Source organism: Grimontia sp. THUN1695, from assembly GCF_059704325.2.
Window position 1 is genome coordinate 3248214 of sequence record NZ_AP046577.1, and the last position, 16028, is coordinate 3264241.

19 protein-coding genes are annotated in these 16028 nt (G+C 51.6%); 12 read left to right on the plus strand and 7 right to left on the minus strand.

All coding sequences use genetic code 11. The annotated features are described in order from the left end of the window. Window positions 1–29: 29 nt before the first annotated feature. The 5 genes from AC6IB1_RS18360 to AC6IB1_RS18380 form a co-directional block, all read right to left on the minus strand. A complete protein-coding gene (locus AC6IB1_RS18360) occupies window positions 30–245 on the minus strand; it encodes a YheU family protein (RefSeq protein WP_497567814.1) in 216 nt (71 codons plus the stop codon). Window positions 246–259: 14 nt separating this feature from the next. Next, a complete protein-coding gene (locus AC6IB1_RS18365) occupies window positions 260–1237 on the minus strand; it encodes a DUF3187 family protein (protein WP_497567815.1) in 978 nt (325 codons plus the stop codon). A gap of 42 nt (window positions 1238–1279) precedes the next feature. Beyond that, window positions 1280–2263, minus strand: coding sequence for a hydrolase (locus AC6IB1_RS18370; RefSeq protein WP_497567816.1), 984 nt, complete (start codon window positions 2261–2263; stop codon window positions 1280–1282). 281 nt (window positions 2264–2544) lie between these two features. Beyond that, the gene (locus AC6IB1_RS18375; RefSeq protein WP_497567817.1) at window positions 2545–3063 is read right to left on the minus strand and encodes a TIGR02444 family protein; all 519 of its coding nucleotides are present in this window, start codon (window positions 3061–3063) and stop codon (window positions 2545–2547) included. Beyond that, window positions 3006–4928, minus strand: coding sequence for an ABC transporter ATP-binding protein (locus AC6IB1_RS18380; RefSeq protein ID WP_497567818.1), 1923 nt, complete (start codon window positions 4926–4928; stop codon window positions 3006–3008). The genes AC6IB1_RS18375 and AC6IB1_RS18380 overlap by 58 nt, the downstream gene beginning before the upstream one ends. Before the next feature lie 262 nt (window positions 4929–5190). On the opposite strand from AC6IB1_RS18380, the gene kefG reads away from it, so the two are divergent. The 4 genes from kefG to slyD all read left to right on the plus strand — a co-directional run bounded on the left by kefG (window position 5191) and on the right by slyD (window position 8494). After that, a complete protein-coding gene (gene kefG / locus AC6IB1_RS18385) occupies window positions 5191–5754 on the plus strand; it encodes a glutathione-regulated potassium-efflux system ancillary protein KefG (protein WP_497567819.1) in 564 nt (187 codons plus the stop codon). Next, window positions 5754–7553 (plus strand): glutathione-regulated potassium-efflux system protein KefB, encoded by a 1800-nt coding sequence (gene kefB, locus AC6IB1_RS18390; protein WP_497567820.1) that lies wholly within the window; start codon window positions 5754–5756, stop codon window positions 7551–7553. The genes kefG and kefB overlap by 1 nt, the downstream gene beginning before the upstream one ends. Before the next feature lie 55 nt (window positions 7554–7608). Further along, window positions 7609–7818 carry a YheV family putative zinc ribbon protein gene (locus AC6IB1_RS18395; protein WP_497567821.1) on the plus strand — a complete coding sequence of 70 codons (210 nt, stop codon included), beginning with the start codon at window positions 7609–7611 and terminating at the stop codon, window positions 7816–7818. A gap of 100 nt (window positions 7819–7918) precedes the next feature. Further along, window positions 7919–8494 (plus strand): peptidylprolyl isomerase, encoded by a 576-nt coding sequence (gene slyD, locus AC6IB1_RS18400; RefSeq protein ID WP_497567822.1) that lies wholly within the window; start codon window positions 7919–7921, stop codon window positions 8492–8494. A 97-nt stretch (window positions 8495–8591) separates the two neighbouring features. Here the strand turns inward: slyD and AC6IB1_RS18405 are convergent, their stop codons facing one another. Beyond that, window positions 8592–8816: a SlyX family protein gene (locus AC6IB1_RS18405; RefSeq protein ID WP_497567823.1), complete on the minus strand. Its 225-nt coding sequence runs from the start codon at window positions 8814–8816 to the stop codon at window positions 8592–8594. Window positions 8817–8829: 13 nt separating this feature from the next. Continuing rightward, the gene (locus AC6IB1_RS18410) at window positions 8830–9807 is read right to left on the minus strand and encodes a WD40 repeat domain-containing protein (protein WP_497567824.1); all 978 of its coding nucleotides are present in this window, start codon (window positions 9805–9807) and stop codon (window positions 8830–8832) included. Between the two features lie 121 nt (window positions 9808–9928). Here AC6IB1_RS18410 and fkpA point away from each other — a divergent pair, with 121 nt between their 5' ends. The 8 genes from fkpA to fusA all read left to right on the plus strand — a co-directional run bounded on the left by fkpA (window position 9929) and on the right by fusA (window position 15958). Next, a complete protein-coding gene (gene fkpA, locus AC6IB1_RS18415; protein ID WP_497567825.1) occupies window positions 9929–10720 on the plus strand; it encodes an FKBP-type peptidyl-prolyl cis-trans isomerase in 792 nt (263 codons plus the stop codon). 169 nt (window positions 10721–10889) lie between these two features. Continuing rightward, window positions 10890–11612, plus strand: a complete 723-nt coding sequence (locus AC6IB1_RS18420) for a helix-turn-helix transcriptional regulator (RefSeq protein WP_497567826.1) — start codon at window positions 10890–10892, stop codon at window positions 11610–11612. Beyond that, window positions 11609–12001 (plus strand): sulfurtransferase complex subunit TusD, encoded by a 393-nt coding sequence (gene tusD / locus AC6IB1_RS18425; RefSeq protein ID WP_497567827.1) that lies wholly within the window; start codon window positions 11609–11611, stop codon window positions 11999–12001. Before AC6IB1_RS18420 ends, tusD begins: the two co-directional genes overlap by 4 nt. A gap of 8 nt (window positions 12002–12009) precedes the next feature. Then, window positions 12010–12366: a sulfurtransferase complex subunit TusC gene (gene tusC, locus AC6IB1_RS18430; protein ID WP_497567828.1), complete on the plus strand. Its 357-nt coding sequence runs from the start codon at window positions 12010–12012 to the stop codon at window positions 12364–12366. 9 nt (window positions 12367–12375) lie between these two features. Further along, a complete protein-coding gene (gene tusB, locus AC6IB1_RS18435; protein WP_497567829.1) occupies window positions 12376–12666 on the plus strand; it encodes a sulfurtransferase complex subunit TusB in 291 nt (96 codons plus the stop codon). Window positions 12667–12845: 179 nt separating this feature from the next. Continuing rightward, window positions 12846–13220: a 30S ribosomal protein S12 gene (gene rpsL, locus AC6IB1_RS18440; RefSeq protein WP_005501297.1), complete on the plus strand. Its 375-nt coding sequence runs from the start codon at window positions 12846–12848 to the stop codon at window positions 13218–13220. Window positions 13221–13318: 98 nt separating this feature from the next. Then, window positions 13319–13789: a 30S ribosomal protein S7 gene (gene rpsG, locus AC6IB1_RS18445; RefSeq protein WP_005501295.1), complete on the plus strand. Its 471-nt coding sequence runs from the start codon at window positions 13319–13321 to the stop codon at window positions 13787–13789. Between the two features lie 72 nt (window positions 13790–13861). After that, a complete protein-coding gene (gene fusA / locus AC6IB1_RS18450) occupies window positions 13862–15958 on the plus strand; it encodes an elongation factor G (protein ID WP_005501290.1) in 2097 nt (698 codons plus the stop codon). Window positions 15959–16028: the final 70 nt, after the last annotated feature.

A 16028-nucleotide genomic window follows, 5' to 3' on the forward strand; every position in this document is an offset into this window, starting at 1 on the left:
TCTCGGTGTCCGGGTCAAGTTGGGGGGTGCTAAGAAAGTGATCGCACAGGTTTGATATCCACCGTTTCATGCAGCTCGGAATATACGACGACAGCTTCTTTGTTTTTGAGCAGGAAATAAACCTGTTCTACCTTGTCCGTAAAACTGGCTTCCTGCTCGCCATAATCCGTGCCTTCACGCAGCACGAAGTGTTCAATCAGATTTCTCAGGGTCTCTTCAGGAATTTCTTGCCAGGGAACAATCATGGGGGCATTACCTACTACAAAAACCGGTGCCGGAAAGTGGCACTAAAGACAATGTCGGTGCTGTTGTCGTGGTTAAACATATTTTCAAGCGCGACCAATTCTAGCGCACTGGAGCCAAAAAGGTAGCGATAGCCCAGCGCAAATTCATGTACCAGGGCGTTAAACTCACCCAGCCTGGGATCATCACCTTTGCCCTGAGAAATAAGGTATTCGCCAATAAGCTCGTGGTGATCAAGCCAGCGGTATTGGTAGCTGATACCAGCATGTACGCCCCAGGGTTTCACCGCCATAACGTGTTGGGGCTTATCCGGACGGTGAACCAATGCGACTGTTGCAGTCAGGCGGTGTTTTTCATGGTGGTAACCATAGTTGATTTGTGCCGCTTGCTCGAAAGACGTATTGGCAAATACCCCGTGGTTTACGCGGTTGAAGAACAGGGTAACCCCCGCACTGACGGCATGGTGCATCGTTTGGTAAAGTGTCTGCTCGCCATAGACATTGATGGCACTGATAATAGCATCGCCGACAAAATCCTTTGCCGGTGCGTCCATCGTTGCGGGAATATCGATGTAGAACCTATCTTCATCGATTTCTGTACGCCCATTTTGGTCGATACCAAAGAGGCGATGGAAGGCTTCAGTCAGGCCATCCAGCCGGTTGTTGGCGGCGTAACGGTATTGCAGCCATAGACCTACCCGTTTTTGCTCATCCAATGCATGGAGAAAGCCTGCCATAAATTGGTTGTGGTAATAGTCGAGTTGGTATTCCGGTGTGTTGGCCCAAACGCTGCCAACAGTGGCGCTGGCAAAGAGGTCGCTTTGTCCAGCGTTGAGTGACAAGGGATCTTGCAAGATGGGGGTAAGCCCAGTGATTTGCAGCGGCGCCTGACTTTGGACAATCAGCGGTCCGAAGCTCGGTGGCGTACTGTCTTCTGCCTGTCCAATATGAGAGAACAACAGTAAACATAAACAAACAGCGCGAAATATTGCCATGGTTCACCTCTCTTACCCTGCTTTATTCGTGTTGTAGAGCCGTTATCCGGCCTCAATGTGCAGGGGTAGCCAGCGTGGCACCTCTCTTTCCAACCAGAAATCCGGTTGCTTCAAGGTGCCTGAGATAAATCCAACATGACCGCCATAATCGGTCAGGTGATACTCGATATTTTCCGGCAGCGGCGCATTAGGGATCACCGCCTCGGTCATAAAGGGATCATCTTTAGCATGGATCACTTTTAATGGCGTCGCAATATCTTGCAACACATCTAAGCCACTGCATTGTCGGTAATAATCTTCTGCATCCCCAAAACCATGGAGGGGAGCGGTGACAGTTTGGTCAAACTGGTACAAGGTCGATATATCGATAGTGTCACCGCTTTTCCAATGGCCAATTTGTGGGTGGCGCGCCAACTTGTTATGGAGGGTGCGGTTCATTGAACGTAACAGGTAAGCCTGATAGATCTTAGAGACCCCCTGGTTAATACGCTGCGAACAGGCCGCCAGATTGAGGGGAGGGCTAATTGCACATCCAGCCCGGATGATGGGGTCACTTCGGTATGACGAAAGATACCTGACCAGCATATTGCCACCAAGAGAGACGCCAACTGCGGCTTTGGGATTGTCTGGAAAGCGTGCTTGCAAGTGTTCGAGAAAAAAGCGGGCGTCGCTGGTTTCACCTGAGTGGTAACTGCGTGGCAACCTGTTCAGTGCGCCGCTGCAGCCGCGAAAGTGCATGAGTACGCCCAGCCATCCCTGCTGTTTAAAAGCATTAAGCAGTCCATTGGCATACGGGCTGTAAAAACAGCCGGCCAGGCCGTGAAACAAGACCACAACCGGCTTGTTGCCCGCCTGTGACGGTGGCTCTGTCCAACTGATATCCAGAAAATCACCATCCGGCGTGGCAAGACGCTCCCACACTGGCTCAAACACCGCTTTTCTGCGCAGAAAACGGGGCAACAGGGTCTGGATGTGCGGGTTTTTACCGCCTTTCAGTGGAACAAAGGGGAGTGATTCAGTAACCATCTTTTTCTCTTACAAGGTAAATTCGGTGATAGGCGGATTGGCAAGTAACCGTGCCAGTTTTTCATACGGCTCTACCAAAGAGCCAGTTTTATTTGAAATGGGACAGCTGTGTGTAGGCTATGGTGTCCGGGCCGGAGCAGGTAGCGGAGTTGGGTGGTATTCAATCGCCTGATGGGCACATTGACAGCATCTTTCCTGATCTTTATCTGGGTAGGACATTAATGCACCGCCTTTTCTCGGTAAGGATGAGGCAGGTAAACACATTAAGCCCAGGTTGTGCTTTATGACGGGCAGGTGTGAAGCCCTTTCATCAGTGTTGGATAGAGATGACGTCCGTCGCCTTCCAATTGGGAGCAATACGCAGCTAGCGCCGAGGAAGTGTGTTCTTCCCAGGGAAGCTGGTTGACACAGGTGATCAGCGTCTGCTGCTGGAATTTTTCCAGTGTCAGCTCATAGTTGAGCATTTTCTGGTAGGCGCCCCGTGAAAGCTGGGGTTTGAGTTCCCGCCGCATCAGGCGGTAGCGGCTGATCAGGGTTTCTGATTGCACCAGCGAATGGCGCAGTGCAGACAGGGAGGGCGCAGAAAGGGTGAAGCCGGCATCTTCCAGCCAGGCCAGCAAAAGGGCAAGGTTTACACTGCCTTTGCATTGGTCCTGCAGTTTCAGGCAGGCATGCTTAACCTCTTGTTGCCCATAGTGATGCAGACAGAATTGCCACAGCCCATCGGCCGTGGCTTTTTGTTTCAGCGGCTTTGAAACGCCGCCTCCATTTGCTCCAGTTGTTCCTGAAGATCCATCCATTCCAGTTCAACCTCTTCAAGCGATGATTTCGCCGCTGCCTGCTCTCGCAGCAATTCAGTGAGCTTCTCTTTGTTGGACGCGTCATAAAGAGAAGGTTCTGCCAATTGAGATTCAATGTCTGCAATTTTGACAGAAAATTTTTCAAGTTGTGTATCCAGCGTGTCAATTTTTTTACGAATTGGTGCAGTCTGACGGCGGAATTCGGCTTCCTGACGTTTTTGCTCTTTACGAGCCGCCTGTGTATTTGCCCCTGTGGGTTTGGGGTTTTCTGCTTGCTCCTGACGGCGCTCTGAACGTTGCAGGTCACTCAGCCACTGGTGATAGTCATTCAGATCACCATTGAACGGCTCCACTTTACGATCGTGCACCAGATACAAATCATCAGTGGTGGCGCGCAGCAAGTAACGGTCGTGGCTGACAATCACCATTGCGCCTTCAAAAGACTGCAATGCCATGGTCAGTGCGGCGCGCATGTCGAGATCCAGGTGGTTGGTCGGCTCGTCGAGCAGCAGCAGGTTGGGCTTTTGCCATACGATCAGTGCCAGCACCAGCCGCGCTTTTTCGCCGCCGGAGAAAGGTGCAATCACGTCCAGTGCCTTGTCGCCATGGAAACCGAAACTGCCGAGGTAGTCACGAAGCTGTTGTTCGGTGGCTTCCGGTGCCAGCCGCATCAGGTGCTGCAGGGCGGTTTCGTCATCACGCAGGGTCTCCAGCTGGTGCTGGGCGAAATACCCGATTTTCACCCCTTGGGAGTAGCGTAGCTCTCCGGCTTTTGGCGGTACGGTTCCGGAAAGCAGCTTGATAAGTGTTGATTTACCTGCGCCGTTGCGTCCCAGCAGGCCAATGCGGCTGCCGGGCACCAGATTCAGGAAGATTTTTTCCAGAATCAAGGTATCACCGTACCCCGCGCAGACATCTTCCATCATCAGGATAGGATTTGGCAGTGCGGACGGTTCGCGGAATTCAAAGCTGAATGGGTTGTCGAACTGCGCGGGCAGCACCTTTTCCATCCGTTCGAGCGCTTTAATACGGCTTTGTGCCTGACGTGCTTTACTGGCTTTATAGCGAAAGCGGTCGATGTAGGACTGCATGTGTGCCATCTGCTTTTGCTGCTTCTGGTACATCGCCTGTTGCAAAATGAGCTTTTCTGCACGCATGGTTTCGAACGCCGAATAGTTGCCGGTGTATTCGTTCAGCTGTTCATTTTCGATGTGGATGATCCGGTTGACCACAGGGTCGAGGAAATCACGGTCATGGGAAATCAGCACCAGGGTGCCGCGGTAGTTTTGCAGCCATTTTTCAAGCCACATGACAGCATCCAAATCCAGGTGGTTGGTCGGTTCGTCAAGCAGTAGCAGGTCTGAGCGGCAGATCAGCGCCTGGGCGAGGTTCAGGCGCATACGCCAGCCGCCGGAGAACTGGGTCAGGTTCCAGCGCATTTGCTCCTGACTGAACCCCAGACCGTCGAGCAACTCTGCCGCGCGGGCGTGGATGCTGTACCCCCCCACTGCATCAATTTTGTCATGCAGGGTGGCCACTTTATGGCCATCATCAGTGGCTTCGGCAGCGCGCAATGCCTGCTCTAACGCGCGGTATTCACGGTCACCATCAATGACATACTCGATGGCTTCACGTTCAAGTGCCGGGGTTTCCTGAGCAACCCATGCCATTTGCCAGCCACTGGGGAGATTACAGCTGCCAGCATCTAGGGACAATTCGCCTTTCAATAACGCGAACAGGGAGGATTTACCGCAGCCATTTTTACCGACCAGACCGACTTTATCTCCGGGGTGAATGGTTGCAGATGCCTGGTTAAGCAGCGGTTTGCCGCCACGAAGTAGCTGAATATCAGAAATAGTGATCATGACTCTGGGCGGCTCCGGCCGCAGGATTGGGTGTCGAAAAAATCTGGCGCATTTATATCACAGGCCAGACGTTTCCTTAAGTCAATGGCAGTCAAAGAGGGGACCACGATGAAAAAAAAGGCGATTTACCGTATGGTGGAGGGTAGGCACCGAGCATCACAGATTGGTCAGTTTTGTGTCATGATAAAAGAGTATAAAACGACGACGTTATTGCCTTTTTTCACGGCTAAACGGTCACAGCTAAAAGGATTTTTGCTGCGAAATGGATACCCTTACAACATCTTTGTTCAAACCAAAAGTATTGGTGGTCTTTGCTCACCCGGATCCGTACGAATCAGTGGCGAACAAGCGGATGGTTGAAGCCGCCGGTCAGCTTGAACATGTCAAGGTACATGACCTTTATGCCGCCTATCCGGACTTTATTATTGATGTCCACCATGAGCGTGAACTGTTGCTCGGACACGATGTGATTGTATTCCAGCACCCGTTGCAGATGTACTCCTGTCCCTCATTGCTTAAAGAGTGGATTGATGTGGTGCTGGGCAAAGGGTTTGCCCATGGTGGTGGTAACGCACTGGCAGGCAAAACCTGCCGCTTTGCTGTCACCACCGGCGGGGCGGCCGAAGCTTTCAGTCAGACTGGTTATAACAAATACAGTATGGACGAGTTACTTCAGCCGTTTGAACTGACCGCACTCCTGTGCCAGATGCGTTGGGTTGCCCCTCTGGTGCTCCACTGGGCGCGTCGGGTGAGTGATGAAGACAGGGAAGCACATGCTGAGCTGTATGTGGACTGGCTTTGTAATCCGGTGCCGGAGGTGGTGTGATGGAGTATAACTATCTCACGGATGCCCTTATCTTCCTTGCTGCTGCGGTGGTGGCCGTGCCTCTGGCCCAGCGTCTGGGAATGGGGTCGGTGCTGGGGTATCTGATTGCTGGGGTGGTGATAGGCCCTTGGGGATTGGGCCTTATCACCGATGTAGAAGCCATTCTGCATTTTGCTGAGCTCGGTGTTGTACTGCTGCTGTTTTTGATTGGTCTTGAACTTAACCCGAAAAAGCTTATCCAGATGCGCCGGCCGATCCTTGGCCTTGGTGGTTCTCAGGTGTTTATCAGCACCTTGGTGATTGCCCTTATCGCCTATTTCTGGGATGTCGGGCGAGTCGATGCGCTGGTGGTGGGCATGGGATTGGCGTTGTCCTCCACGGCCATTGCGATGCGGATTATCGAAGAGCAGAGACTGATGCGCACTGAGTCGGGCCAATCTGGCTTTGCGGTGCTGCTGTTTCAGGATATCGCCGTGATCCCCATGCTGGCGGTGTTGCCGGCGATGGCTGGTGGTGCCGCCGGTACCTGGCTGGATGTGGTGATCATGCTGGGAGCGATACTGGCGCTGCTGGTTGGTGGTCATTACCTGCTGCGGCCACTCCTTCGCTGGGTCGTGCTTAGCCGGGTCAAAGAAATGTTTACCGTGACCGCCCTGCTGTTGGTGATAGGCATTGCCCTTGGTATGCAATCTCTGGGGCTGTCGATGGCGTTGGGGACCTTTCTGGCGGGTGTACTGCTGGCGGAAAGTGAATATCGCCATGAGCTGGAAATTGCTATCGAACCGTTCAAAGGCCTGCTGCTTGGCCTCTTTTTTATCGCGGTTGGCATGGCTGTGGATCTGAGTTTGCTGTTGCAGTATCCGGTGGAAATTATATCTGCAGTGGTGGCCTTAGTTGGTGTGAAAGCCGCGATCATTTATGGACTGGTCCGTCTTTTTGGGGGTAGCGCAAAATCGCGTAGCCAGGTCGCCTTGTTGCTCAGTCAGGGCGGGGAGTTTGCCTTTGTGCTGTTTACTGCCGCGCGCAGTGAGAACCTGTTAAATCCTGATTTGAATGCTTTCCTGCTAGTGGTGGTGAGCCTTTCAATGATGACTACGCCGGTGTTGCTGATGTTGCAAGCCAAATGGTTTGCCCGCACCATCAATGCCGAATCAGCCATGCCGCCGGAAGCGCAGCCGTTTGACGATGATGGCGCCCGTGTGATCATTACCGGGTTTGGCCGTTTTGGTCAGGTGGTAGGACGTTTACTGTTTGCCAATAAAATCAAACTGACTATCTTGGAGCGCGATCCCTCACAAATCGCACTGTTGCGGCAGTTTGGCTATAAGGTGTATTACGGTGATGCCACCCAGCTTGATTTATTAAGGGCGGCAGGCGCGGCGACAGCAGAAGCGATCATTGTTTGTGCGGACTCACCGGAAGAGGTGATGGAAATTGTGCACCTTTGCCAGCAGCACTTTCCGAATCTCAAGGTACTTGCCCGCGCACGCAGTCGGGTAGAAGCGAACCAGTTGCTGGGGCACAATGTAGAAGGTTTTTCCCGGGAGACATTTCTAAGTGCATTGGATCTGGGCAAACAAACACTGATCGCCTTGGGAATGCACCCGTATAAAGCCAAACGCGCAGAAGCGTTTTTCCGAAAGCTTGATGAGATGCACCTGAATGAAATGCAGCCTCATCATAGCGAAGATGTGACGGCAGCATCGCGGACTAAAGAAGCCCGGCTGGAACTTGAAGAACTGTTTGACCTTGAAATGAAAGGCGACACAGAGCGTCACCAGAGCTGGAACCGCGAATAACGATTACCTATAAAACAACCAATTAAAACAACAATAAAACCAGGCAAGGAAGGTTATGGTCAAGAAACGATTTATTGCCGGCGCAACGTGTCCTTCATGCAAAGAGAGCGACACCCTGCGCTGGTGGAAGGAACACCACGTAGAAGTGGTGGAGTGCGTGAAATGCGGTCATACCGACCGCCGTTCGCCAGTCTCATCGGAAGAGACGGCGTCAACAGCCCAACAGCAAGACACACAGATAATAGGGATATTTAAACCGCAGTAATAGTCGCCAGCCCAAAGTTTCTGTATCATCGGCGCCGAAATGAGCAGGTGTCGCTGGCAAAAACGCTGGGTCGGCACCCTGAACCGCTTCCGGAGTTAAGATGAAAATCACTAAAGACGTGGTAGTAAGCATTGCTTACCAAGTGAAAAATGAAGACGGCATTGTGGTTGATGAGTCAACCAAAGAGATGCCATTGCAATACCTGCAAGGTCACAACAACCTGATCGTAGGACTGGAAAATGCACTGGAAGGCCGTGAAGCTGGCGATACCTTCGAAGTGACAGTGGCGCCGGAAGACGCGTATGGCGAATATCTGGATGCCATGGTTCAACGTGTTCCTGCGGACGTGTTCCAGGGCGTTGATGAGATTGTGGTCGGTATGCGCTTCCTGGCGGAAACTGACCAGGGCCAAATCCCGGTAGAAGTGACCGAAGTGGATGGCGACGAAGTCGTGGTTGACGGTAACCACATGCTGGCGGGCCAGACGCTGACGTTCAATGTGGAAGTGGTTGATGTGCGTGCGGCGACGGAAGAAGAAATTGCCCATGGTCACATTCACCAGTCTGGCGGCTGTTGCGGCGGTCACGACCATGACCACGAAGGTGGTTGCTGTGGCGGCGAAGACAAAGGCGATGACCACCAATGCTGTGGCGGTGGTGGCTGCGGCTCTCACTAAGCTTAGGTATCATAAAAAAGCGCCAGAGGGTTCCCCCTCTGGCGCTTTTGTTTTTTTATTCAGTACAAAGGACGCCAGTGTTAAGGCTGGCTGCAGCTCAGTAGTGTGGCGGCGGCGTCTCTTCTGACATGCTGGCAATATTAGCTGGCTCCATAGCTTTAAGCTTGGTCACCAGAAAGGCAATCTGGGTGCCCATCTTGTCAAGGGTTCTTTGCTGCTGGGTCAGGGCGTCGTTCAGCTCTTCAATAGTTTGTTCCTGAAATGCCTGCTTGATTTCCAGATCGTCAATTTGTTTCTGCAGAAGTTGTTCTGTTTCAGTCATGCGGGTTTCTCTGTTACTCGGCTATCCAGGCCTGGGCAATACCGGCAGAAGAGCCGGAAATCACGCGGCCGGTGGGATCAATCGCCACATCATACACCACCGCGCTGGGAGGGCGGGTATTTTGTTGTTCCCGGGCCAACCAGCGGCCGAGGTTGTCTCCACTTTCGGTATCCCAATACTCGACGCGCCTGCCAGGTGTGCCGGTTACGAGTTTACTGCCATCATCAGAAAAACGGGCAGTGGAAAAGTTAGGGTGGCGATGGAACATGTTGAGCTCACTTTTGGGCTCACCAGTGGACAAATCCCAGATGATGGCGGTGTCATCGCCGTCTGCAGAGAATGCATACTTGCCGGTGCGGTGAAGCGCGACACGGGTAATGCGGTGAGCGTGGGGAAACGTGTTGAGAATCTGCCCGGTCTCGGTGCTCCAGAAAAAGGCATTGTGGTCATTGCCACCAGAAAGGGCAAACTTGCCATTGGGGGAAAGGGAAACACTGTTCACTTTATCCCGGTGGGCAAGGAACTCCAGCCGCCTTCCTGTGCCTAAGTCCACGAATAGGGCTTTGCCGTTAGAGAGGGCAAGCAGCACTTTCTGGCCATTATTGCTGATGCTCACCTCGCGGATAATGCCGTCAGATATTGACCAGAGTCCTTCGGCTTGTCCCCATGCCAAGTCCCACACAGCAAAATTTTGTGAGGTGGCGGTAATGGCATAACGGTTGTTGTCAGAAATGTGGCTGGCGATGACGGTGTTTTTATCCGGGTCCTGATCACCGAACTCGGCCAGCTTTTTGTTTTGCACCAAATCCCACAAATCAATGCCACGTGATGTTGAGGCGATAAGGGCAAAACGCCCGTCGCGGCTGAGGCTAAAACGGGTGACACCGTCAGGATCCAGCGCCCATCGCTGGGCTTCATCGGTGGAATGAAAGCATCCAGAAAGTGCTAACAGTGTCAGAAATAAGCAAAATGTGCGGACGAATTGTCGCATAGCCCTTGTGTTCCTTATCTTGGACCCCTATAACGTCGAGTATATTGATCGTTTTGGGCTTTCGCACCGTTGTCGCGTAAGCGAATAGAAGAAATGTGGGTTTATACCAACGGAGTCACTCATGAAATCAGTTTTTAAAATGTCGCTGCTGGCTGCCACTGTTGCACTTGCAGTCGGTTGTCAGGAAGAAGCGAAAGAGGAAACGGCGAAAGTAGAAGCGCCTGTGGCTGCTGAAACCGTGACATTCGCAACCGAAGACGACAAAGCGGCATACGCGATTGGTGCGTCTTTGGCGCAGTACCTGAAAGCCAATCTGGAACAGCAGCAAGAGCTGGGTCTGTCACTGAGCAACGATTTGGTGTTGCAAGGTGTGCAGGATGCATTTGCCGACAAATCCAAACTAAACGAAGAAGAAGCACAACAGGCACTGCAGGCGCTGGACCAACGTGTTGCCCAGCTGGCGCAGGAAAAAGCACAGGAGAAAGCCGCGACTGCCGTGAAAGCCGGTGAAGAATTCCGTGCACAGTTTGCGAAGACCGAAGGCGTAAACACTACCGATTCTGGTCTGATGTATCTGGTCGAGAAAATGGGTGAAGGTGAAAAGCCTGCGGCAGAAGATACGGTTGTGGTGCACTACAAAGGGACCCTGATTGATGGTACCCAATTTGACAGTTCCTACGATCGTAACCAACCAGCCACTTTCCCGTTGAACCGTGTGATCCCGGGCTGGACTGAAGGGGTTCAACTGATGCCTGTCGGTTCTAAGTTCAAGTTTGTTATTCCGCCTGAGCTGGCATACGGTACGCAGGACACACCGGCTATCCCTGCCAATTCGACACTGGTCTTCGAAGTTGAACTGCTTGAAATTAAAGATAAGGGAGACAAAGGCGACAAAGACAACGCGGAAGGGTAATCCCAACGCTGCGCCTTTTCGGGCTATAAAAAACCCCTGGCTTTTTGCCGGGGGTTTTTGCGTCTTTTTGAAGCGAGTCTGTTAAACTTATTGCTAGATTTTAAAGTTTGCAGCTTTCGTTTATCTTTGCCCGCGGTAAACGAAATCCAATAATAAGGAAGATAAGCCAGTGGTATCGACAGACAGCTTTGGTGCGGACGTGATCGTCGAGAGTGACGTTATCGAGAGTAATCCTTTCACAGACACGGACCGCGTTATCCTGAAATCTTATGAAGCCGTGGTTGATGGTCTGGCGGCCTTGATTGGTCAGCACTGTGAAATCGTGTTGCACTCGCTGGAAGATCTGAATACCTCCGCGATCAAAATTGCCAATGGCGAAAACACAGGCCGTCAGGTCGGCTCGCCGATCACGGATTTGGCGCTGCGTATGCTGCGTGATATTGAAGGCTCTGAACGTAACTTTTCCCGCGCTTACTTTACCCGTGCCAAGGGCAACACCCTGATGAAATCCATTACGGTGGCTATCCGCAATGCGGATAATCGTGTGATTGGCCTATTGTGTATTAACATCAACCTGGATGCACCGTTTTCCCAGGTCTTGCAGGCGTTTATGCCAACGGATGAAGCCCGGCAGGCGGTGTCTAGCGTTAACTTCGCCAGCGATGTGGATGAATTGGTAGACCAAACGGTAGAACGCACGATTGAAGAAATCAATGCAGATAAGTCGGTCTCGAACAACACCAAGAACCGCCAGATCGTGATGGAGCTTTTTGATAAGGGTATTTTCGATATCAAAGATGCCATCAACCGGGTGGCGGACCGCCTCAATATCTCCAAGCACACGGTGTATCTCTATATCCGCCAGCGTAAAGGTGAGGACGGCGAAAAATGAGTCTGACATATGTGTTGGTGGTGAATGGCCCGGTTTACGGACGCCAGTCATCACGGACCGCGTACCGTTTTGCCAGGGCACTGATTGGAAAAGGACACACGTTAACTCGTGTGTTTTTCTATCAGGACGGTGTGTCAAATGCCTCGTCCCTGACCGTGCCTGCCAATGATGAATTTGATTTGGTCGCCGCGTGGCAATCCCTTGCCCATGAGCACGGTGTTGAGCTGGAAACCTGCGTCGCCGCTGCGCTGCGCCGTGGGCAAGTCAGTGAGGATGAAGCCAGCCAGCATGGGCTGCAGTCGTCAAATATGGCTGAGGGTTTTTCTCAGGCGGGCCTTGGCGCACTTTCTGAAGCGCTGTTGACCGCCGATCGCGTTATCCAGTTTTAGGAGGGGATATGAAAAAACTGGGGTTTGTTTTTTCCTCCGCGCCTCATGGCTGCGCGTCTGGACGAGAAGGGTTGGATGCGGTCCTGGCAACCTCCAATTACAGCGAAGACTTGGTGCTCTATTTTGTCGGCGATGGCGTGATGCAACTGCTTGCTGACCAGCAGCCTGGTGACATCCTTTGTCGTGACTATATTTCCACCTTCAAAATGTTGTCCCTTTGTGATGTGGAAGAGATCTACGTTTGTGCCGAGTCGCTCAAAGAACGTGGTCTGGACGCACTGCCACTGATTGTTGAGGCTGAAAAAGTGTCGCCACAAGCGATAGCGGCTTCCCTCAGCCAGTGTGCTAAGGTGCTTCAATTTTAAGGATTGGCCATGCTTCATATTGTAAAAAATTCACCGTATTCCTCCTCAGCTCTGGAGCATTGTCTGCGATATTCGGAAAAACACAGTGAGATCCTGTTGCTGGAAGATGCCGTTATCGCAGCCGTTTGTGGCGGAGAGTGGCAAGAGCGCCTGATTTCGTCCGGACGCCGTATTTATGTACTGAAAGAGGACCTCGTAGCCCGTGGGATCGGATCGCAGATCGCGTCACAATTTGAACTTGTTGATATGGAAGGGTTTGTTGAGCTTACCGTCCGGAATGTCACGCAAATGACATGGTGAAAAGGCCTGTTTTCGACTAGCGTAAAGGCTTGGGAATGCGGCGGTTATAAAACGTTCAGGGGAAAGATCGTTGTATAAATCTTGACACCCAAATTGACGACATCTAAAATTTCGCGTCCCTACTTTTGTGGGGCATAGATTTTTCACACTTATACGTAAGTAATATCAGGAGCTATTTAATGGCAACTATTAACCAGCTGGTACGCAAGCCACGCATGAAGCAAGTTGCAAAAAGCAACGTGCCTGCGCTGGAAGCGTGTCCGCAAAAACGTGGTGTATGTACTCGTGTTTACACCACTACGCCTAAAAAACCTAACTCGGCACTGCGTAAAGTTTGCCGTGTTCGCCTGACTAACGGTTATGAAGTGACTTCATACATCGGTGGTGAAGGTCACAACCTGCAAGAGCACAGCGTTGTTCTGATCCGTGGTGGTCGTGTTAAAGACCTTCCAGGTGTGCGTTACCACACTGTTCGTGGTGCACTTGACTGTGCAGGTGTTAATGACCGTAAACAAGGTCGTTCTAAGTACGGTGTGAAGCGTCCTAAGTCTTAATGGAATCCGTTAAGTAAGGCCAAACACTAATTAATTTGTAATTTTGAAAAAACTGAAAAGTTTTGGATAAAACCTGAAGAAGACAACGGAGAATTTCCATGCCACGTCGTCGCGTAATTGGTCAGCGTAAAATCCTGCCGGATCCAAAGTTCGGATCAGAGCTGCTGGCAAAATTTGTAAACATCGTAATGGTTGACGGTAAAAAGTCGACTGCTGAAAAAATCGTTTATGGTGCACTGGACATTATGGCAGAGCGTTCTGGTAAAGAGCACCTGTCTGTGTTCGAGCAAGCTCTTGAAAACGTACGCCCTGCGGTAGAGGTTAAATCTCGCCGTGTTGGTGGTTCAACTTACCAAGTACCAGTAGAAGTGCGCCCTGTGCGTCGTAACGCGCTGGCAATGCGTTGGTTGGTTGAAGCTGCGCGTAAGCGTGGTGAAAAATCTATGGCTCAGCGTCTGGCTAACGAAATGCTGGATGCCTCTGAGAACAAAGGTACTGCCGTTAAGAAACGTGAAGACGTTCACCGTATGGCAGAGGCGAACAAAGCATTCGCTCATTACCGCTGGTAATGCCTTTTTGGGCGCGGCTCCGGTCGCGCCTAAACCACACTCTAAGGATACCCTTAGTAAGAGGATACTACTGTGGCTCGTAAAACCCCTATTGAGCGCTACCGTAACATCGGTATCTGTGCGCACGTAGACGCAGGTAAAACTACAACAACAGAGCGTATCCTGTTTTATACCGGTCTTTCCCACAAAATTGGTGAAGTGCACGATGGTGCGGCAACCATGGACTGGATGGAGCAGGAGCAAGAGCGTGGTATCACCATCACCTCTGCTGCGACTACAACTTTCTGGCGCGGTATGGATGCACAATTCCCTGAGCACCGCATCAACATCATTGATACCCCAGGACACGTTGATTTTACCATTGAGGTAGAGCGTTCTCTGCGCGTATTGGATGGTGCCGTAGTTGTATTCTGTGGTTCTTCCGGTGTTGAACCTCAGTCTGAGACCGTTTGGCGCCAGGCTGACAAATATGAAGTTCCCCGTATCGTGTTCGTCAACAAGATGGACCGTGCAGGTGCAGATTTCCTGCGTGTGGTTGAACAAATTAAAGTTCGACTGGGCGCAACCCCAGTGCCTATTCACCTGAATATCGGTGCTGAAGAAAACTTCCGCGGTGTTATCGACCTTATCAAGATGAAGGCGATTAACTGGAGCGAAGCTGACCAGGGCATGAGCTTCACCTATGAAGACATCCCGGCAGACATGCAAGAGCTGGCTGAAGAGTGGCACCAGAATCTGGTAGAAGCCGCAGCTGAGGCAAATGAAGAGCTGATGGACAAGTACCTCGAAGGTGTCGAACTGACCGAAGCCGAAATCAAGCAAGCTCTGCGTGAACGTACACTGAATAACGAAATCGTACTGGCGACCTGTGGGTCAGCATTTAAGAACAAAGGTGTGCAGGCGGTACTGGATGCGGTGATTGAGTTCCTTCCTTCCCCTGTTGATGTGAAAGCGATCAAAGGTGAAGACGAAGACGGTAACGAGATCGAACGTCATTCTGATGACAACGAACCGTTTTCAGCGCTGGCATTCAAAATTGCTACCGACCCATTCGTGGGTAGCCTGACATTCCTGCGTGTTTACTCAGGCGTGGTGAACACGGGCGATACTGTATACAACTCAGTGAAGCAAAAGCGTGAGCGCTTTGGCCGAATCGTACAGATGCATGCGAACAAGCGTGAAGAAATCAAAGAGATTCGTGCCGGTGATATCGCTGCGGCCATTGGTCTGAAAGATGTCACAACCGGGGACACCCTGTGTGCACAAGACGCTAAGGTGATTCTTGAGCGTATGGATTTCCCTGAGCCGGTCATTCAGATCGCCGTAGAGCCACGCTCTAAAGCTGACCAGGAAAAAATGGGTATTGCGCTGGGTAAACTGGCAGCAGAAGATCCATCATTCCGCGTTGAAACTGATGATGAGTCAGGCCAGACCCTGATTTCCGGCATGGGCGAGCTTCACCTCGACATCATCGTAGACCGTATGCGTCGTGAGTTCAGCGTTGAATGTAATGTAGGTAAGCCACAAGTGGCGTACCGTGAAACCATCCGTGGTAAGACTGAAGTCGAAGGCAAGTTTATCAAACAGTCTGGTGGCCGTGGTCAGTACGGTCATGTATGGCTGAAACTGGAGCCATCTGAACCAGGTGAAGGCTTTGTTTTCGTAGATGAAATCGTTGGTGGTGTGGTGCCGAAGGAATACATCGGTGCTGTCAGCAAGGGCGTTGAAGAACAAATGAGTAGCGGTGTATTGGCTGGCTACCCAGTGCTTGATGTAAAAGCGACCTTGTTTGATGGCTCTTACCACGATGTTGACTCCAACGAAATGGCGTTTAAGATCGCTGCATCGATGGCGTTCAAGAAAGGTGCGCTTGAAGCACAACCTGTCATTCTTGAGCCCATGATGAAAGTGGAAGTCACCACGCCAGAAGACTGGATGGGTGACGTAGTCGGTGATCTAAACCGTCGCCGTGGTCTGATTGGTGGTATGGATGAAGGTCCAGCCGGCTTGAAGATCATCCGCGCACAGGTCCCACTGGCTGAGATGTTTGGTTACGCAACTGACTTGCGTTCAGCGACTCAGGGCCGCGCATCTTACTCTATGGAGTTCAGTGAATACGCTGAAGTTCCAAAGAACATCGCTGATTCAATCATCGCAGAGCGTTCTTGATTGATAGGCGGTTTTAATGCTGGCATTATTGGCCCGCATTGATAAAAACTTCTGATCGCACTTACGACGG

What these genes read in the sequence shown, in the direction of transcription:
- AC6IB1_RS18405 (WP_497567823.1), bottom strand. Translation starts at nt 8,816, where the DNA reads ATGACTGAAACAGAACAACTTCTGCAGAAACAAATTGACGATCTGGAA.
- tusB (WP_497567829.1), top strand. Translation starts at nt 12,376, where the DNA reads ATGCTTCATATTGTAAAAAATTCACCGTATTCCTCCTCAGCTCTGGAG.
- kefG (WP_497567819.1), top strand. Translation starts at nt 5,191, where the DNA reads ATGGATACCCTTACAACATCTTTGTTCAAACCAAAAGTATTGGTGGTC.
- AC6IB1_RS18395 (WP_497567821.1), top strand. Translation starts at nt 7,609, where the DNA reads ATGGTCAAGAAACGATTTATTGCCGGCGCAACGTGTCCTTCATGCAAA.
- kefB (WP_497567820.1), top strand. Translation starts at nt 5,754, where the DNA reads ATGGAGTATAACTATCTCACGGATGCCCTTATCTTCCTTGCTGCTGCG.
- rpsL (WP_005501297.1), top strand. Translation starts at nt 12,846, where the DNA reads ATGGCAACTATTAACCAGCTGGTACGCAAGCCACGCATGAAGCAAGTT.
- slyD (WP_497567822.1), top strand. Translation starts at nt 7,919, where the DNA reads ATGAAAATCACTAAAGACGTGGTAGTAAGCATTGCTTACCAAGTGAAA.
- AC6IB1_RS18375 (WP_497567817.1), bottom strand. Translation starts at nt 3,063, where the DNA reads ATGGATGGATCTTCAGGAACAACTGGAGCAAATGGAGGCGGCGTTTCA.
- AC6IB1_RS18360 (WP_497567814.1), bottom strand. Translation starts at nt 245, where the DNA reads ATGATTGTTCCCTGGCAAGAAATTCCTGAAGAGACCCTGAGAAATCTG.
- tusC (WP_497567828.1), top strand. Translation starts at nt 12,010, where the DNA reads ATGAAAAAACTGGGGTTTGTTTTTTCCTCCGCGCCTCATGGCTGCGCG.
- AC6IB1_RS18380 (WP_497567818.1), bottom strand. Translation starts at nt 4,928, where the DNA reads ATGATCACTATTTCTGATATTCAGCTACTTCGTGGCGGCAAACCGCTG.
- AC6IB1_RS18410 (WP_497567824.1), bottom strand. Translation starts at nt 9,807, where the DNA reads ATGCGACAATTCGTCCGCACATTTTGCTTATTTCTGACACTGTTAGCA.
- rpsG (WP_005501295.1), top strand. Translation starts at nt 13,319, where the DNA reads ATGCCACGTCGTCGCGTAATTGGTCAGCGTAAAATCCTGCCGGATCCA.
- tusD (WP_497567827.1), top strand. Translation starts at nt 11,609, where the DNA reads ATGAGTCTGACATATGTGTTGGTGGTGAATGGCCCGGTTTACGGACGC.
- AC6IB1_RS18370 (WP_497567816.1), bottom strand. Translation starts at nt 2,263, where the DNA reads ATGGTTACTGAATCACTCCCCTTTGTTCCACTGAAAGGCGGTAAAAAC.
- AC6IB1_RS18365 (WP_497567815.1), bottom strand. Translation starts at nt 1,237, where the DNA reads ATGGCAATATTTCGCGCTGTTTGTTTATGTTTACTGTTGTTCTCTCAT.
- fkpA (WP_497567825.1), top strand. Translation starts at nt 9,929, where the DNA reads ATGAAATCAGTTTTTAAAATGTCGCTGCTGGCTGCCACTGTTGCACTT.